The sequence below is a fragment of the uncultured Gimesia sp. genome (assembly GCF_963976445.1).
In the GTDB taxonomy this organism is placed as follows: Bacteria; Planctomycetota; Planctomycetia; order Planctomycetales; family Planctomycetaceae; genus Gimesia.
Window position 1 is genome coordinate 140,446 of record NZ_CAXBKP010000001.1, and the last position, 17,070, is coordinate 157,515.

At 50.0% G+C, this 17,070-nt stretch carries 14 protein-coding genes and 1 tRNA gene; 4 read left to right on the top strand and 11 right to left on the bottom strand.

What is annotated here, in order from left to right; genetic code table 11:
• Positions 1-4 precede the first annotated feature (4 nt).
• Together rsfS and argS are read left to right on the top strand one after the other, a co-directional pair.
• Entirely contained in the window at positions 5-394 is a 390-nt protein-coding gene (gene rsfS, locus AAC022_RS00605; RefSeq protein WP_339727642.1) for a ribosome silencing factor, read from the top strand.
• Positions 395-518: 124 nt separating this feature from the next.
• On the top strand, positions 519-2,483 hold the full coding sequence (gene argS / locus AAC022_RS00610; protein WP_339726968.1) for an arginine--tRNA ligase: 1,965 nt from the start codon (positions 519-521) through the stop codon (positions 2,481-2,483).
• Between the two features lie 74 nt (positions 2,484-2,557).
• On the opposite strand, the gene AAC022_RS00615 is transcribed toward argS, so the two are convergent.
• The 10 genes from AAC022_RS00615 to AAC022_RS00660 all read right to left on the bottom strand — a co-directional run bounded on the left by AAC022_RS00615 (position 2,558) and on the right by AAC022_RS00660 (position 12,554).
• Positions 2,558-2,628 (bottom strand) — tRNA-Gln (locus AAC022_RS00615).
• Positions 2,629-2,770: 142 nt separating this feature from the next.
• Complete coding sequence (locus tag AAC022_RS00620; RefSeq protein WP_339726970.1) at positions 2,771-4,096, bottom strand: DNA-directed RNA polymerase subunit alpha C-terminal domain-containing protein; 1,326 nt, start codon at positions 4,094-4,096, stop codon at positions 2,771-2,773.
• A gap of 215 nt (positions 4,097-4,311) precedes the next feature.
• Positions 4,312-5,757, bottom strand: coding sequence for a 16S rRNA (cytosine(967)-C(5))-methyltransferase RsmB (rsmB, locus tag AAC022_RS00625; protein WP_339726972.1), 1,446 nt, complete (start codon positions 5,755-5,757; stop codon positions 4,312-4,314).
• Positions 5,739-7,007, bottom strand: a complete 1,269-nt coding sequence (aroA, locus tag AAC022_RS00630) for a 3-phosphoshikimate 1-carboxyvinyltransferase (RefSeq protein ID WP_339726973.1) — start codon at positions 7,005-7,007, stop codon at positions 5,739-5,741. The genes rsmB and aroA overlap by 19 nt, the downstream gene beginning before the upstream one ends.
• A 149-nt stretch (positions 7,008-7,156) precedes the next feature.
• The gene (locus AAC022_RS00635) at positions 7,157-8,071 is read right to left on the bottom strand and encodes an SDR family oxidoreductase (RefSeq protein ID WP_339726974.1); all 915 of its coding nucleotides are present in this window, start codon (positions 8,069-8,071) and stop codon (positions 7,157-7,159) included.
• A 41-nt stretch (positions 8,072-8,112) separates the two neighbouring features.
• On the bottom strand, positions 8,113-8,613 hold the full coding sequence (locus AAC022_RS00640) for a hypothetical protein (RefSeq protein ID WP_339726975.1): 501 nt from the start codon (positions 8,611-8,613) through the stop codon (positions 8,113-8,115).
• 63 nt (positions 8,614-8,676) lie between these two features.
• Positions 8,677-9,624, bottom strand: a complete 948-nt coding sequence (locus AAC022_RS00645) for a ribose-phosphate pyrophosphokinase (RefSeq protein WP_339726976.1) — start codon at positions 9,622-9,624, stop codon at positions 8,677-8,679.
• Between the two features lie 215 nt (positions 9,625-9,839).
• Positions 9,840-10,586 carry an NTP transferase domain-containing protein gene (locus AAC022_RS00650; RefSeq protein ID WP_339726977.1) on the bottom strand — a complete coding sequence of 249 codons (747 nt, stop codon included), beginning with the start codon at positions 10,584-10,586 and terminating at the stop codon, positions 9,840-9,842.
• Between the two features lie 51 nt (positions 10,587-10,637).
• Positions 10,638-11,786 carry a hypothetical protein gene (locus AAC022_RS00655; RefSeq protein ID WP_339726978.1) on the bottom strand — a complete coding sequence of 383 codons (1,149 nt, stop codon included), beginning with the start codon at positions 11,784-11,786 and terminating at the stop codon, positions 10,638-10,640.
• A gap of 528 nt (positions 11,787-12,314) precedes the next feature.
• Positions 12,315-12,554, bottom strand: a complete 240-nt coding sequence (locus AAC022_RS00660) for a hypothetical protein (RefSeq protein WP_339726980.1) — start codon at positions 12,552-12,554, stop codon at positions 12,315-12,317.
• 386 nt (positions 12,555-12,940) lie between these two features.
• Between AAC022_RS00660 and AAC022_RS00665 the strand changes: the two genes are divergently transcribed.
• Positions 12,941-13,936, top strand: coding sequence for an NAD(P)H-dependent glycerol-3-phosphate dehydrogenase (locus AAC022_RS00665; RefSeq protein WP_339726982.1), 996 nt, complete (start codon positions 12,941-12,943; stop codon positions 13,934-13,936).
• A gap of 118 nt (positions 13,937-14,054) precedes the next feature.
• Positions 14,055-15,344 carry a PQQ-binding-like beta-propeller repeat protein gene (locus AAC022_RS00670; RefSeq protein ID WP_339726984.1) on the top strand — a complete coding sequence of 430 codons (1,290 nt, stop codon included), beginning with the start codon at positions 14,055-14,057 and terminating at the stop codon, positions 15,342-15,344.
• A 91-nt stretch (positions 15,345-15,435) separates the two neighbouring features.
• Here AAC022_RS00670 and AAC022_RS00675 read toward each other — a convergent pair whose 3' ends face one another.
• Positions 15,436-16,884 carry a DUF1501 domain-containing protein gene (locus tag AAC022_RS00675; RefSeq protein ID WP_339726986.1) on the bottom strand — a complete coding sequence of 483 codons (1,449 nt, stop codon included), beginning with the start codon at positions 16,882-16,884 and terminating at the stop codon, positions 15,436-15,438.
• Positions 16,885-17,070 lie beyond the last annotated feature (186 nt).

A 17,070-nucleotide genomic window follows, 5' to 3' on the forward strand; every position in this document is an offset into this window, starting at 1 on the left:
TTCTATTGAAAGTGCGTCCAGCTTAGAACGTGCCTGTCTCTGCGCTAAGGTCTGTGATCACCTCAAAGGTAAAGACATCGTTGTACTGGATGTCGTTCAAGTCACGCCTTTGTTTGATTATTTCATTATCGCGACTGCCTCAAATACGAGGCAGAGTAATGCGATCGCGGAAGAGATCCGCGTATTAATGAAGCGCGACAGCACGCATCGTCGCAATATCGAAGGCAAGGACAGCGATTGGATTCTAGGCGACTATGGGGACGTCGTTCTGCATATTTTCACCGAAGAAACCCGTGAATTATATGACCTGGAACGCCTCTGGGCCGATGCCACCAAAGTCGACTGGCAGTCCCATATCGCTGACAAAGCAGACGACAAAGCCGATTCTGTCTAATAGAAGAGACCACTGTTTCTACCATTCTCCGTGCCCAGCGTGTATTCTGGGCATCGTCTATTGGATTGTCACATACATTTTCCATTAAAGAGAGAGATCAGGATCTCACTACTGGAATGATCGCATGAATATTCTCGCTGAACTCAGAAAACGATTTGAACCTGTTTTGGCTGAATGGACCGATGATCCATCATCAGTCATCGAAATGCTCAAAGCGTCTCAAGATGCCAAATTTGGCGACTACCAGGCCAACTTCGCGATGCCTCTGGCAAACCGCCTGGAGGGAGTGAAGCCACGGGATCTGGCAGCCCAGATCGTAGAAAAAGTCGATCTATCTGATCTCTGCGAGCCCCTGGAAGTTGCGGGCCCAGGCTTTATTAATATCAAACTGAAACTGAACTGCCTGGAAGAACAGACACAGCAGCTGGTAACAGATGAACGACTGGGAGTTGCGGTTTCGGAAACTCCTCAGAAAGTTGTGGTCGACTTTTCAGCCCCTAACGTCGCTAAGCCGATGCACGTGGGTCACTTAAGAAGCACGGTAATTGGTGATGCCAACTACCGGATACTGAAGTTTCTGGGACATGACGTTGTCGGCGACAATCACATCGGCGACTGGGGAACCCAGTTCGGAATGATCATTTTCGGGTATAAGCACTTTCTGAACGAAGCCGCTTTTGAAAAAGAGTCAGTCCATGAACTGGCGCGCCTGTATCGACTGGTTAATCAATTATCGGATTACCACACGACAAAAAACAACGTCCCGTTACGCCAGAACGATCTTGAGCAACTTGAAGCCAAGCTGCAGACGCTAGAATCGACAGCCGACCAGACAGACAAAAAAGTCCAGAAGCAGCTCAAAAAACTGAAATCGGATATCGGGGAACGAAAATCCGAACTGAGCTCGATGCAGGAAAAGCTGGCTACCCTGGAACAGAATGAAGACCTTAACAGTAAAGCGATCGCCTTTCCGGATATCGCCCGAATGGCGCGAGAAGAAACCGCCAAGCTGCACGCCGGCGATGCTGATAATCTTGCACTCTGGAAACAGTTTCTGCCGGAATGCCTGGACGCGATCCAGACGGTTTACGATCGCCTTAACATTCACTTCGATATGTCACTGGGGGAAAGTTTTTATCACCCCATGCTGGCTGATGTGGTGGAAGATCTCCAAGAAAAGGGACTTGCCAAAGAAAGCCAGGGCGCGATTTGCGTCTTCGTTGAAGGCTTCAGAGCCCCCTTTATCGTTCAGAAGCAGGATGGTGCGTTTACCTATGCCACAACCGACTTGGCGACCATTAAATATCGGGCCGAAGAACTGAAAGCCGACCGCGTGCTCTACGTGGTTGACTCCCGGCAAAGCGATCATTTTCAACTGTTGTTTGCCACCGTCAAAGAGTGGGGTTTCACTGATTTGAATTTGCAGCATGTGAGCTTCGGATCAGTTCTAGGCAAAGATGGACGCCCCCTGAAAACCAGAGCCGGTGATAATGTCGGCCTGGAAAGCCTGCTGGATGAATCAATCCAAAGGGCCTACACAATCATTGCTGAAAACGATGAAGCCAAACTGGATGGACCGGAGCTGAGCGAAGCAGAACGTCAACAGATTGCCGAAATCATTGGTTTGGGTGGAATCAAGTACGCCGACCTGAAACACAACCGAGACAGCGATTACATGTTTGACTGGTACAAGATGCTGGCAAACCGCGGCGATACCGCGACCTATATGCAGTATGCCTATGCCCGTGTGTCTGGTATTTTCCGCAAAGGCAACATTGACCGCGAGACGCTGCGAAACAATCAGGCAGCCCTTCGACTGCAGGACGAGACGGAACGTGCCCTGGCGCTGCAGATCAACCGCTATTCGGAAATCCTGGAGAGTGTGGGAGTTGAGGCACGTCCGAATTATCTGACGAACTACCTGTTCGAGCTCTCAAACCTCTTCAGTTCATTCTACAACCAATGCCACGTGCTGAAAGCCGAAGAGGAACAGGTTAAGACCAGCCGACTGCTGCTATGTGATTTAACGGCCCGGGTGATCGAGCATGGCTTGTCTCTCCTGGGAATTCGAACCTGCGAGCGAATGTAGTTTGTAAATCGAGCCAGTGAAAACACGACGTAAAAAAAACGCATTCCAATCAGGAATGCGTTTTTTATTTAATATTACCCGGCAAGGGCTCGAACCTTGACTAGCAGAATCAAAATCTGCTGTGCTACCATTACACTACCGGGTAATGCAGTTTCTGTATTTCTCAGACACAGTAGCTCAACTCGGGTTCACCACTGAAGCAGTGTTGAACCCGGGACCGAAGTTTATTGAATCATGAAAGATCTGGCAAGAGTTCTCTGAGAGAAATTCTGCATCTTTCCAATTCACTAATCGTTACGCAGCTTGAGGGCCATCTCACCCAGTTTTTCGCGGATTTCGTTGAGTGAAGTCACACCGAAATTACGGCTGGCCAGCAACTCATCCGGGCTGCGACGAAGCAGTTCACCAATGGAGCCAATCCCAAGACGTGACATACATTTTCGTGAACGTACAGAAAGTCCCAGATCGGAAATGGGTTTTTCAGTGACCGGGTTATCAGCCAACTCTGGTGGCAAGGCTGCGTAGCCGCCTTCTGTTCCCAGAGATTCGTGCAGGTTTGCACCGATGTGCAAGCCGAACGAGGACAGCATCTCGCGAATTTCATCGAGCGAGGTCTGACCAAAGTTCTTGCCGGCTAACAGGTCATTTTCACTGACGCGTGTCAGGTCACCCAGCGTATGAATATCCATCGCATGCAGGCAGTTTCGGCTGCGAACAGAAAGTTCGAAGTCGGTAACAGGCCGATCCAGCAATTGTTTCATGCGGGCTTCGTTGCGTGCGGTCTCTTCGTCGTAATACATGTTATCAGCCGCTTCGATGTCCTTGAGGTACATCGCAGCCATTTCGTTGCTCGGATCTGTTTCCAGAATCCGTCGGAAACAAAATGCAGCAGCGGGATAGTTTTCCATATCCTCATAGAGCAATCCCAGATTCAGGATCGCTCCAAGATAAAAGGGAGGACTGGAGAGTGACTGTTCATAAAGGCGAATCGCGTCTTCGTCATTTCCGCGTGAGGCGTTTTCCCCAGCAAGACGAAAAATGGCTCGCGAGTGACGCGGGTCCATATCGACGGCTCGTTCGAAATACTCGATGGCTCCATACAGATCACCGCGGTCTGAGCGAATACATCCCATCTGGAAAGAGTACTCAGCACGGCCAGCGGCATCTTTGGCGATGGAGGAAAGAATCGCTTCTGCTTCGTCCAGTTTTCCTACCAGACGCAATGTTTCTGCTCTTCTGAGAGAGCACTCAATTGAATCGTAGCCAAGCTTTGCTGATGCTTCCAACTGCTTATCGGCTTCGTCGTATCGTTTCAACGCGATTAGCGAAACAGACTGATAGAAACTGGCTGCCGCGTTGTCTTGCACTTTCTCAAGTTGCAAAACGGCGTCTTTGTGTTGTCCCAACAAATGCAAGGCAATCCCCGCTCTTGCATTCAGCCCGGCAGAAGCCTGACCTTCAGCAATATCTTTGACGAGCGCTTGCACTTCATTGCGTAAATCAGAGACCTGATCAGAGCAGACAATTTCTGACAACTGTTCTACATCTGAGAATCCTACGCCTTCGGAGCTTTGTAATACACCTTTTACGTCAATTAATTCGTCGACACTCACACTATTTTCCTTTATTGCAGCTAGCGCGCAGATGGAAGCAGACAATAGAGTTTATTCACATAAGCTATTGCCAAATTTCATAAACCCGAATCTTACTATCTGTTTAAGCAAACGGCAACCATTAAGGCCCGTTTCGCCCTTTTTCTCGCTGTGGCTATGTACCTCACACTCCCACACCGCCAAAACAATAAACCTAAGTACACCTTAATCGGCGATTATTGGACGAGTCCCTGATATCCACCATCACTGGGGTCTCCGGGGAGATGCCGATTTTCCTGAATGATCTTCCGGTCCGGATAATCTCTGAGAACGCTTTGTAGCAGCTCCTCGTTCTCTCTGGAGTCGAAAGAGCAGGTTGAATAAACCAACCGTCCTTCCGGTTTCAGGTGATCCAGAGCAAGTTGCAGCAGGTTCCTCTGGATTTCTGTTAATTCCTTGATGGCCTCGTCGTTAATTCGCCAGCGTGCTTCCGGTCGCTTTCCCAGCACTCCGGAATTAGAACAGGGCGCGTCAACCAAAATCGCATCAAAGGGGCCTTCGGGCAATGTTGTCTCGTGTGGATGAATGAGTTGAGTTTGAATGCTCGTCAGTCCCAGTCGCGATGCGTTCTGTTCAATTTTGTCGAGCCGATCCTCGCTGACATCCGTGGCAATGATCGTGCCTCGATCGTACATCAACTCTGCCAGAAGCGTAGTCTTGGTTCCGGGAGCCGCACACAAATCCAAAACGATTTCCTCTGGTTGAGGATTGAGCAGGTTACCGGCGGCGATGGCAGATTCATCTTGAATCGTGAATTTGCCGGACTCCAATCCAACCAGCGATTCCAATGGAACAATTTCATCCAGCTTGATCGATTGCGGTTCTTTTCCCGGACTGGCCTGAATGCCCGCCTCTTGAAATTCTTCCAGTAAGTCATCGCGACTCGTTTTCAAGACATTGGCCCGCAAATACAATTTATTGCGTTGATTAAACCATTGGGCAATCTGAAGCGTCTGCTCCCAACCAAAGTGTGTCAGCCAATCCGAGATCAGCGTTCGTGGAAAACTGAATGCTCTGGAAAGATATCCTGCTGGATTGGCTTCGGGATCGTCAAACAAATCTGTATTGAAGCTGCGATAACGGTCGGTGCTTAAGGGAATCGCGCTGGCTTGTGGCGTTGTTGCGAGGTCCTCATTCAGCAGCCTATCGATAGAGCGTAAAATGGCGTTGACCATTTTTTTCCAGCGAACCCGATTCAGTTTCCCAGCAAGATCAACGGTCTCTGAAACAGCAGCATGAACGGGAATCTGATCCAGAATGACCAGTTGATACACGCCCGTTTGCAGCAGCGTCCACAAGGGGGCTTCCACTTTTTCGCGAGGACGCGTTAGCTGGCTTTCGATCAACGTATCCAGGGTCAATTGGCGTCGAATCACACCAATACTGATCTCCATCGCCAATCGCCGATCCTTGGAAGACAGGTCGATACGACGTTCCCAGCGCTGAATCGAATCGCTGATAAATTGATTGTTCAGGCGATATTCTTCAAGCAGAAAAAAAGCGAGTTCGCGTGCCGATCGAAAAGATTGCGGCAACGGTATACTTTCGGAATCGATCTCGGGGGCAGCAGAGGATGTTTTTTGTTTCCAGACATTTTTCTTTTTCACGATGACTGACCACACAAGCGTTCCAGATCGGCAAAGAAATGGGGGTACGTTTTGATCGTACAATCGGGATCAGAAATCACGATACCAGGTACTTTTAAGCCAACCAGAGCAAAGCTCATCGCCATCCGATGATCATCGTATGTCTCGATTGTGGCTGGTTGAATTTCCCCCGGATAAATAGTGACGGAATCTTCGGTTTCTTCAACCTGAATCCCCATGCGTTTCAATTCGGTGGCAATCGCGGCAAGACGGTCTGTTTCTTTGTGGCGAATATGTCCCACGTTTCTGATACAGGTCGGCCCTTCTGCAAATAAAGCAACGGCTGCTAACGTTTGCGCGGTATCACTGATATCATTCATATCCACGTCGATGCCTTTGAGAGCTTTTCCGTGAACGGTGATACTATCGCGTCCGCGTTTGATCTCACAGCCCATGTCTTCCAGGACTCGGATAAAATTAATGTCGCCTTGCAGTGCATCCTGATTCAAACCTTCCACAGTGACCGCCCCGCCTGTAATCGCAGCGGCAGCAAAAAAGTAGCTGGCCGCAGAGGCATCGGGCTCAATATCATACGCCACAGTCCGTTGGTAAGTTTGAGGTTGTATTCTCCAGACGGAAGCGTCAAGCCGATTGATGGTGACACCGAATTGTGCCATCACACCGAGTGTGATATCCAGATAAGGCTTTGACACCATTTCATCCAGAATCGTAATCGTGATTGGACCTTGTGCGGCGGGAGCCACCATCAGTAATGCGCTTAAATACTGGCTGGAAACGCTACCTGAAATGGAAGTTTCTCCGCCCGGTAGTCCCTTTGCTTTCACGCAAACCGGTGGACAGCCGGTGCCATTTTCACAGACGACATCGACTCCCAATCTTGCTAATGCTTCCACCAGATCTTGAATCGGCCGCTCTTGCATGCGTGCATTGCCGTCTAAAACATATTCCCCATTACCGCTCGCACAAAGAGCCGTCAAAAACCGGATGCTGGTTCCACTGTTTTCCAACCAGAGTGAAGCTGACTGCTGCGGAATCTTTCCGGCACAGCCTTTGACTTCAATGGTACATGACTTTACATCGTGTTTGACACTAATGCCCAGACGATTCAGGCTTTCAATCATCACCTGCGTGTCCTGGCTATCAAGCACACCGGTCAGATGGGTTGTGCCCTCCGAGAGTGCCGCCACGATTAATGCACGGTTGGTAATGCTTTTGGACCCGGGAGGTCTGACAGTTCCCTCAACGGGACCTGTTACTGGCTTCACTTGATAAGTTTTAGGCATGAGTTACGTTAATGATATGTTGAATTTTTGCGAACGTCTCGAACATGAGATGTCATTGACTGCGTGAATCATCACAGCATACACACTTGATAACCAAACCTAAAGTGAGGCGGTCAATCAGTTACCATCTCTTAAGTATTTTCGACAGCCTGTGGAAGACCTTCCTGAATCGTCGGATAAACCAGCTCTACCCCCAACTCTTCACGTAACCTTTTATTACAGCAACGTTTATTCAGTCCTGCTGCACGTTCGGTGCTGTGCATGCGTTGGGACTTCACAGCAGGTTGCTCTGGCGTCTCTGCCGCAAATTGAGGAAGCGGCGCCTTGATCAGCTCGGCCAGCGTTTCATAGTATTCCTGCCGAGTAATCGGACGGCTGTCACTAACCAGATAATGCGATTCCAGATGAATGTTTGTATCACATTTCAGGATTGTATTCACGATATCTGTGACATGAATCAGATTCAGCCAGGCGTCCGGGCTACCTGACAGCGGTTCACCCGCCTTGATTTGCTGCATCCGAGCCAGGAGCCTCCCAGGTCCATAAATACCGGCCAGCCTGAAAATCACAGCCGTCGCAGTTCCGCGTTGTTCCCGTTTGGACAGCAATCCGTGCTGTTCAAATAACTGCTCCGCTTCGAGGCAAATCTGGCCGTTTTCCCGTTCCGGTTCACAATTGGATGTTTCATCGACCCATTCGCCGGCAGATTGTCCATAAACGCTGGTACTGGAGAGGTATATGATTTTCTGAGTTCGCTGTTTGATTTCTGACAGTGCGTGGTTCAATCCCTCGACATAGATCTCACGCCGCGATTTCTCAGCCGAACGATCAAAGCCTACGGCATACAGGACCGTCTCTGATTCTGGCAATCCCTTGAGTGAATCGGGCCGGGTAATATCCCCCATAACAGGTGTGATTCCGAGTTTCGTGAATTCAGTGGCGTGCGTTTCAGAGCGCGTGAGCGCAGAAACAGTATGCCCCTGCTCCAGCCACTTTTGAGCGACCGACAAGCCGACATAACCACAGCCTATGATAAGTTTCTGCATCGAAAAACCACTTTCAGGAGAGCGGGGACGAAAGATCTGACTCAACGTTTACCACGAATCCGCGGCGACAGTTGATCTGCGTGCTGCAGAACCTGCTGGATTTGAGTTTGAATCTGGTCGCGTAATTCACTTTCGGCATCATCAGGCAGAGTCTGGATCTTCTGAATCCCCGATTCTTCACGGAAGGCAGATTCCAATTTCCGAAACCGGTCCGCCATCGTCTGCAATAATAACCCTACCTCTGTTATAGACAGATCGTAGCGATTGAGAATGGTTTCTTCAGAATTCCTGACGCGGGTCAACCGAGCCAGAGTGTTTCCCTGGGTGCGATACAAAGCGCCCTCGATATAAGCGCGCCTTAAGAACCCGGTCTGATCAAACTGGTAAACCGGATCGCTGCCAAAGTAAAAAGAGAAATGGCCGCTTTTCTTTTGTCCCCAGAAGACGGGAAACGATTCGTGAACGACCTGCAGTTCAGCACGGGGAAATAACGCCGTCGCTTCCCGCATCAGGTCTTCGCGGTCTTCTTCATTTCGCGCCATTGCAGTCTCTTCATTCCGATCGCAACTCGGGATTACCGTATTCGGCTCCACTCCACGACATTGCTAATCAAACAGATGGCTGACCGATTCGTTACGGTGAATGCGTCGAATGGCTTCACCTAGCAAAGGTGCAATCGAAATCGTTCTTAAATTGGAGAGTTTATCCTGATCAGGAATCGGCAGACTGTTCGTGACCACGATTTCTTTAATGGGTGCTTCGCTCAGCAACTTAATCGCAGAACCACAAAAGACAGCATGTGATGCACCGACATAAATTTCACTGGCACCGTGTTCTTTGACCACATTGGCTGCCCCAACAATAGAACCCGCGGTCGAAATCATATCATCGAAGATCAGGGCCACTTTACCTTCGATAGGCCCACCAATAATATTTGCCTGCTGTGTTTCCAACGCGTTTTTGCGGCGTTTATCAACTATCGCCAGCGTGCCCCCGATATTGTCGTTATGCTGTAGCGTACGTTTGATACTACCTTCATCAGGGCTAACCACTACCAGGTCTTTATCTGGAATATTTAGCGATCTGAAGTAACGATCCAAAATCGGAGCCGCGTACAAGTGATCAACGGGCGTATCAAAAAAGCCCTGGATCTGTGCCGCGTGCAAATCCATCGCCAGCACCCGGTCGGCCCCTGCTTCATTGATCAGATTGGCGACCAGCTTTGAAGTAATCGGTACCCGACCAGAATCTTTACGGTCCTGTCTGGCATATCCGAAATAAGGAATGACGGCGGTAATGCGTTCTGCGCTCGCACGACGACAGGCGTCCATCAGAATCAACAATTCCATCAGATTGTCATTCACCGGAGGCGATGTTGGCTGAACGATGAATACGTCCCGCCCCCGGACATTCTGATTAAGTTTCAGACTGATTTCCCCATCGGGAAAATTGGATAACTCTACCGAAGCCAGTCGAATGCCGAGATATTCCGCGATTTCTCTAGCTAATTGAGGATGAGCTCGTCCACTAAGAAGAGTCAAATGATCATACATTGAAAGCGAAGCCTGCAGTAGTGCGATACTTTGAGTTGCGGGAACAAAGGCCGTCAGCGCCGAACGGATCTGTTTGGCATACTTCCCTATTCACGCTTATCGAGAGAAAGAAGTCAAGCACGAGCTTTCGATTTCGAGCGAAAGTCCCCAAATGCCGTTTTAGAGACACTCTTTGCAGGAACTAACGGCTAACCAAACGCGCGAATCTTTATCGATTATTCAGCAGGCGTCTGTTGAAGAATCTGAGCCACTTCGGCCAGTTGTTCCTGAGTATTAATGCCCATTGCCTCCTGGATATCAAAGACGGGATCAGCCAGAACTGTCTCGCCTTCTTTAAGCAGGATCTCTGCACAGTCCGTCAGATAGTATTCCGCCTGACTGTTATCGGGCTTCACCTTTTCCAACGCATGGAATAATTGCCGCCCGTCAAAGGCAAAGCAGCCAGTATTGATCTCTTCAATCGCGGCCTCTTCGGGAGTTGCATCTTTTTGCTCTACGATCCGCAAGAATTTGCCATTCGCATCGCGAACAATACGTCCCAGACCTTGATTGGCTTTTGTCGTCGCTGTTCCTACAACACAGGCAGCCTGGTTCTGCTGTTGAATCTCGAGCAGCTTCGCGAGAGAGCTTCCTTTCAAGAGTGGCGTATCACCGGCGAGGACTAAAACGGAGCCATCGTGATCGGCCAGCTTGTCGGCACTCATCATCACAGCGTGACCCGTTCCTTTCTGGTCAGCCTGCAATGCAAATTCCACATCGGAATGATCGGCGAGTGCTGCTTTCACCTCATCTGCTTTATGACCGACGATGACAACCAATTTCTGGCAATGCGCGGCGCGTGCCGCATCCAGAACATATTCAATCATCGGACGTCCCAGAATGGGATGCAGAACTTTGGGAAGCTCTGACTTCATCCTTGTGCTCTTACCGGCGGCAAGGATGACAGCTGCAGGAGGATTCACGAATGAATTACCTTTATCAGGGTTATGCTGGAAATCGAACTAGAGAGCGGATTAAAATTGCATTCCGAAACGGGCGATGAAGCCATCTTTGATGTCAAATCCACCACCGCTTCTGAAGTCAGCCTCACGTTTCATAATTCCCCCTGCTTCGAGGAACATTGACCGACAGCCGTTGTCGCTACGAATACCGAGCATCATGACGTAATCCTTGAATTCCACCTGATCGCGGCCTACTACGCCTGGCCGTTCGACCTGAAACGCTTCGATATCGTATTCAAAGCTACCATAGACCCAGACGCTTTTGCCCCCCATATTCCCCATGAATCGGCTGACACGGGATTTGGGGAACATGGCTCGAACTTCCCAAAGATCATTGGGTGTCCAGACCGCACCGGCGTAAGGAATGACATAATCTCCTACCCTGTCCCAGTAGGCGGCCCCTGCGGCGAACATCCAGGTCTCAGAAGGTCGGAAGAATAACACAACCCGCGCATCAAACTGCCAGGCATTCGAGCTTAAACTTTTACCCAAATCGGAGGCAATCGCAGGAGTAAATCCGAGCTGAACGCTCCACAGTCCGTTAGCCGGTGTTGATAACTGGAGGTCAGTACCAAACCGAAATCCCTTGCCCGGCAATGAGATAAATTGGGGACCATCCCAACCGCGGTAGTCAAATTCTGGAGTAAACATGAAAATCCAGCCATTGCGAGTCGGAGTTGTGTACTGCAGATCAATGTCGGTTTCAGTAACGGCAAAATTACCGCCAGCGACTCCTCCTGGAGGAACATAGGTGCGTGCTTTGGGCAAAAAGCCAAATTCAAATCTGGAGGTCCATCCAAAACGGTATGGCTGTGGTCCATTCAAACCAGTCGTATAACTGGGCATCTGCTGTGCCCCATACGGGTCCATGCCTGGACCACCGGGAGTGAGAAATGGATCATAGCCCGCCTGTGGTGCTCCGTACAGATTTCCGCCTCCTGCATTCGGATCAAATGCCTGCCCATTCGGGGCCGCATACGAGCCGCCATTCTGAGGCGTCGTTCCAAACGGAACCGACTCTTCATACGTCGGTGGTGGACTTTGACCACGAATGACCGCATCAAAGTCATCTGCGGGAGTATAAAGCGTAGGCATTTCAGCGGCGTTCAATTGAAGTCCGGCTGAAAACACGATGGCAAGACAAAGAAGGGAAGCTTTCAATGTACAACCTGCAAATATAGGATTAATCAGTATATGAGCTGAAATGCTCTGTCTGAATGGGGAGTCAGCAACACAATGCGGCTTAACTCTTCGTTATTGGGGTGGTATCGTGAGGGGATTTTCCAAATGTTGGAGATTAGGTCAACATCAATCTGAAGCGTGGTGGCTGCAAACTTGAGGAAAAGTTAGAATTTTCTGGCATTTTGTGAGAAAAAAAGGCTGCCTGAGAAACGATTTGGAGAGTTTCTCACCAGAAAAAAGAAAAAATGAGAGGAGTAAGTGAATCGACTTTATACCTCTCAGCGTGGGCTGCCAGAAACTGCGGGATCAGCGTGACGCGTCAAAAATCTTACGGCAATACGCATCGCAATTTTGATCGAGCGTTCGGCGTCGACAGAGCCTGCGAGAGACACGAGATGTGATGCTATTAAGAATCACCCCATCTACAAAATTCGCGCAGTGCCGCTGCAGGCACTCTCTACACTCGACGACTATGATTAAAATAACTGTGATTCAATCGTGGTCGGTCTATTTGTGGTAACCCAGACCGGTGACGACAGAATGCAATTCTTCAAACGTGATGAACCGTCGGCGGTGACGCAGCTTGTACTGGTCGATGGCCAGCGCCAGCTCATTGACGTCCTGGTTTTCTGAATTGTACGAGTTACTGAATTGTCGTCGTTCACCAATTCCATCAGGTCGATTACTATCGCGGTTTTGGCGACGATCCTCAAATGTGACAGATTGTTGCTCGGTAACCTGTTTCATAAGATTGCTCCTTGATTAAATATTTACCAAGCAAAACCTAGGTTGCATTTTTTGGTAATGTGTGAAAATTTAATATCTGCAACGATTATTTCTGTCATTTGTCGCAAAACATTTCTACTGTTCTGATTAGGAGAGTTGTACGAAAAAATCAGCACAAATGACCTTTGCAGGATTTAGGGGGAGTCAATCTCGGCCCGGAATACTCCTGTCAGAAATACCATCGACGATAATTTCGGTCTTCTTTGGCTTACGCGGCAATTCTCGTTATATTACAAGTATTCGGATCATGAGTATTCTTCCTGTCATGCTGCAGTAAACGGGAGGGATCTCTATCATCGGTGAATAATTAAGACGATTCAGGCTCAGAAATGAAAGATGGATGTTTTATGGATACAAAAGTTGCAATTTTGGGTGGTGGTGGGATGGCAACTGCCTGCGCAGCGTTACTCACGGAATCTTCGGACGTTGCTGTTTCCATGTGGGTTCGCAAACCCGCGATTGCGGAAGATCTGAGAACGCATCGCGAAAACAAACGACTGCTTCCCGGTGTCACACTTTCGGAAGCCATTCATTTCACATCAGATATTGATGAAGCAGTGGCAGACGCCGACTTTCTGGTTGTTGCCATTCCCACAGAGTTTCTCAGAGCAGCGCTGCACACGCTGGCTCCCCATCTCCAGAATGGGACTCCCGTCATCAGCGTCGTTAAAGGGATTGAGCAAGAGACGTTTTATCGTCCCAGCGAAATTATCGCCGATGTTCTGGGGCCTCGCCCTGTGGTCGCGCTGGGAGGCCCGAGCCATGCGGAAGAAATCGCCCGCCGTCTGCCGGCCAGCGTCGTGGCTGCCAGCGGTGATATTCAACTTGCCAAACAAACCCAGAAGCTGTTCAGCACAGATCGATTCCGCGTTTATACGAATGTGGATATTGTCGGAGTCGAATTAGCAGGAGCCTTGAAGAATGTGATTGCGATTGCCGCCGGTATCTGTGACGGTGGAAAGTACGGCGATAATGCCAAGTCGGCAATCATGACCCGTGGTCTGGTGGAAATGAACCGCTTCGGTTCAGCACTGGGCGCGGAACCTTCCACCTTCTCCGGCCTGGCTGGCGTCGGCGATTTGATTACGACCTGTATGAGCCCGTTCGGCCGCAATCGCAAACTGGGAGAACGTCTGGGACAGGGAGAATCGCTGAAACAGATTCTCTCCAGCATGGACGCAGTGGCAGAAGGAGTGAATACAACGCGGAGCGTATACGACCTCGCCGACGAGAAAGGGCTCGATATGCCGATCACCACGGAAATCTACAGGGTCCTGTTTGAAGGCAAATCGCCGGACGACGCGACACAAACACTGATGACACGCCCCCAGCGTGAAGAATAATTCTGCCGGTAATGTGTGAGATACATTACATCGTTAAAGGAACGTGTTTGATAGATTACATCATTGAACTTGCTCAAAATTATCATACATACCAACACACCAATTCAGGAGTTTTTCCATGCGATTTTCTGGACTGTTGATTCCCGCCATCATGGTTTCCCTATTGATCCCTGCACTCGTTCAAGCAGAGACCTGGCCTCAATTTCGCGGAGCGACAGGCAGTGGTATTTCCACCGAGAAGAACCTGCCTGCGAAATGGTCGGAACAAGAGGGTCTCCTCTGGTCTGTTGCGCTGCCGGGACGTGCGAATTCTTCTCCCGCTGTGACCGCTAATCGGATTGATCTCACTTCGAAAACCGATGATAACGGGCTGTGGATTATTTCCCTTGATCGCAAGAGCGGCCAGGAAATCCGTAAAGTCAAAGTTGGTTCAGGGTCGTTGTCTGCTCCAGGACCACGCAATCTGTGGGCGCACCGTCATAATCCAGCCACCCCTTCGCCGATTGCTGATGAACAGAATATCTGGGCATTTTTCGGTTCGGGTCTGTTGGTGTGTCTGGATGCCGAATCCGGAGAAATCGTCTGGAAACGGGATCTGGTCAAAGACTACGGCCCTTACAATATTACATTCGGCATGGGTTCGACGCCCCGTTTATGGGGCAACCTGTTATTCGTCACCTGCATGACCAAAGGCCCCTCTTATGTCGTCGCCTTTGACAAACAGACCGGAAAGGAAGTCTGGAAAGCCAATCGGAAGCTGCCTGCTCAAAAAGATGGAGCCGACGCCTATTCGACTCCCACCATTTTTCAAAACGGCGACAAAACTGAACTGCTGGTTTCCGGTTCCGATCATGTGAACGCCTACAATCCACAAACGGGAAAACAGCTCTGGATCGCCGGTGGTCTGGATATCCCCAGCCCATTCGGGCGGATCATCGCGGCTCCCGTAGCGAACTCGAACCTTGTCATTGCGACAACGGGAAATCCGGGAGGTGGCGGACTGGGATACATCAAGGCCTTCAAACAAGGTGCCTCAGGCAATATCACCAAATCCGGCCTGTTATGGAAGTATGACGTGTCCACCGCTGATTCTTCGACTCCGCTGATTCTGGATGACAAACTTTATATGGTGAGCCAGAATGGCATCGCAACCTGTTTGAATTTGAAAGACGGAGAACCACTCTGGAAGAAACGCATGAAAGGGGAATACTTCTCAGCACTGGTCGCCGGTGATGGAAAAGTTTATTTCCTCAGCACAGATGGTCTTTGCACGGTGATTGATGCCGACAGCGGAGATGTCATCGCTGAAAATCAACTGCCGGGTACGTTCTATTCGACTCCTGCGATCAGCGAAGGAGTGATCTATTTACGCTCCTTTGACCGGTTGTATGCCATCAAAGAAAAATAAATCACAGAAAAATAAATCGCTGAAAAATAAATCGCAAAACAGCCCTCTGCTATCAACAACAGAGGGCTGTTTTTTTATCCTGATTAGGGAACTAAGCACGGCCAGCGAGCTCAGTAATAGCGTGGCCTTGTGTCACAATCGGAGTCGGTCGCCCGGTAAAGTCCGGCAGGAACGTGTTGGCATAATCAATGCCCAGGTGTGCGTAGATCGTCGCCAGGAAATCTTGTGGTCCGACGGCCCGTTCGACAGGACCTTCTCCTTTTCCATCGGTGGCGCCAATGATCTGGCCGGTGCGAATACCGCCTCCGGCAAACAGCATGGAGTTGGCGTTCGGCCAATGATCCCGCCCAGGCTGCTTCGTTCCCGCTGTGCCACTGGCAATCCCGGCACCGGTACTTTTTGCATAAGAAATCCGAGGCGTACGGCCAAATTCTCCGGCGACAATGACGAGCACACGCTCATTGAGACCACGATCATAGACATCTTCGATCAAAGCTGTGACCGCCTGATCAAAAAAGGGAGCCCGATATTTAAGCGCGTCAAACACATGCTGATTGACCGCATGATCGTCCCAGTTCCCGACCCGACCACAGAGCGGACCAGAAAGCTCAGTGGTGATAATCTCCACTCCCGCTTCCACCAGCCGCCGCGCCATCAGGCATTGCTGTCCCCATTGATGCATTCCATAACGATCGCGAACGTATTGAGGCTCGCGAGATAAATCGAAGGCTTCGGCTGCCTGTTTGCTGGTCAGCAGATTCGTTGCCTGCGATTCAAATTGATCCATCGCCTCCATCGCGCCTTCCAGGTCCAGGTCGCGGCGAAAATGATCTAAGCTTTGTCGTAAGGAAATCCGTTTGGTGATCCGCTGAGTTTCCTCCTGATCAGTGAGCCCGATGTTAGGCACATTAAAGTTTGGTTTGCTGGGATCTCCCTGGATCTGGAACGGCCCTGCTCCCGGCCCCAGATAAGTCGGACCGGCAATCTGAAAGCTGTCATAATTGGTAATGGCATTCACGCCGATGTAGTTGGGCAGCACGTTTCCGGTCGTATCGCGTCGCAGATAATTGGCCACTGACATGAAGTCAGGCAGTTTTGGCTTTTGTTTATCGATCCGATCTTTGTCACCCCCGAGAACCTGTAATGAGCCGGCTGGATGGCCGCCACCCGTATGACTGATGGAACGTAGAATCGAAAACTTATCGGAAATCTGGGCATGTCGCGGCAGCAGTTCGCCTAAATACAGGCCTTCTGTCTTGGTCGCGATGGGAGAATAAGGGCCTTTATAATCGGAAGCCGCTTCGGGTTTGGGATCATAGGTCTCCAAATGGCTCATACCGCCACGGCACCAGACCAGAATCACGGCCGTTCGCTCTTTCGGTTTCTTTGTTGCGTTGGCCTGCTTCGTCGCAGCCTGCAACTGATACAGCCCCGGCAGGGAAAGGCTACCAAACCCACCCAGGCCGATCTTCAAAAAATCGCGTCGTGCTGCTGCATGTGACTGCAACTTTGATCTCAGCTTTGCTGAAGGATGCTTCATATCGCCAACCATGATTCCAATCGAGTTTTCTATCCCAGGGAGATGAGCATTCCCTGCACATTACATCGGAATTATATCATATGATCCCAGATTGTGTCTAACATAACGTGGCTTTCTCAATTGACTTCTACAGAAGTATCCACATGAAAAAAGCCCTTGATTGAAGTATTCGATCAAGGGCTTTGG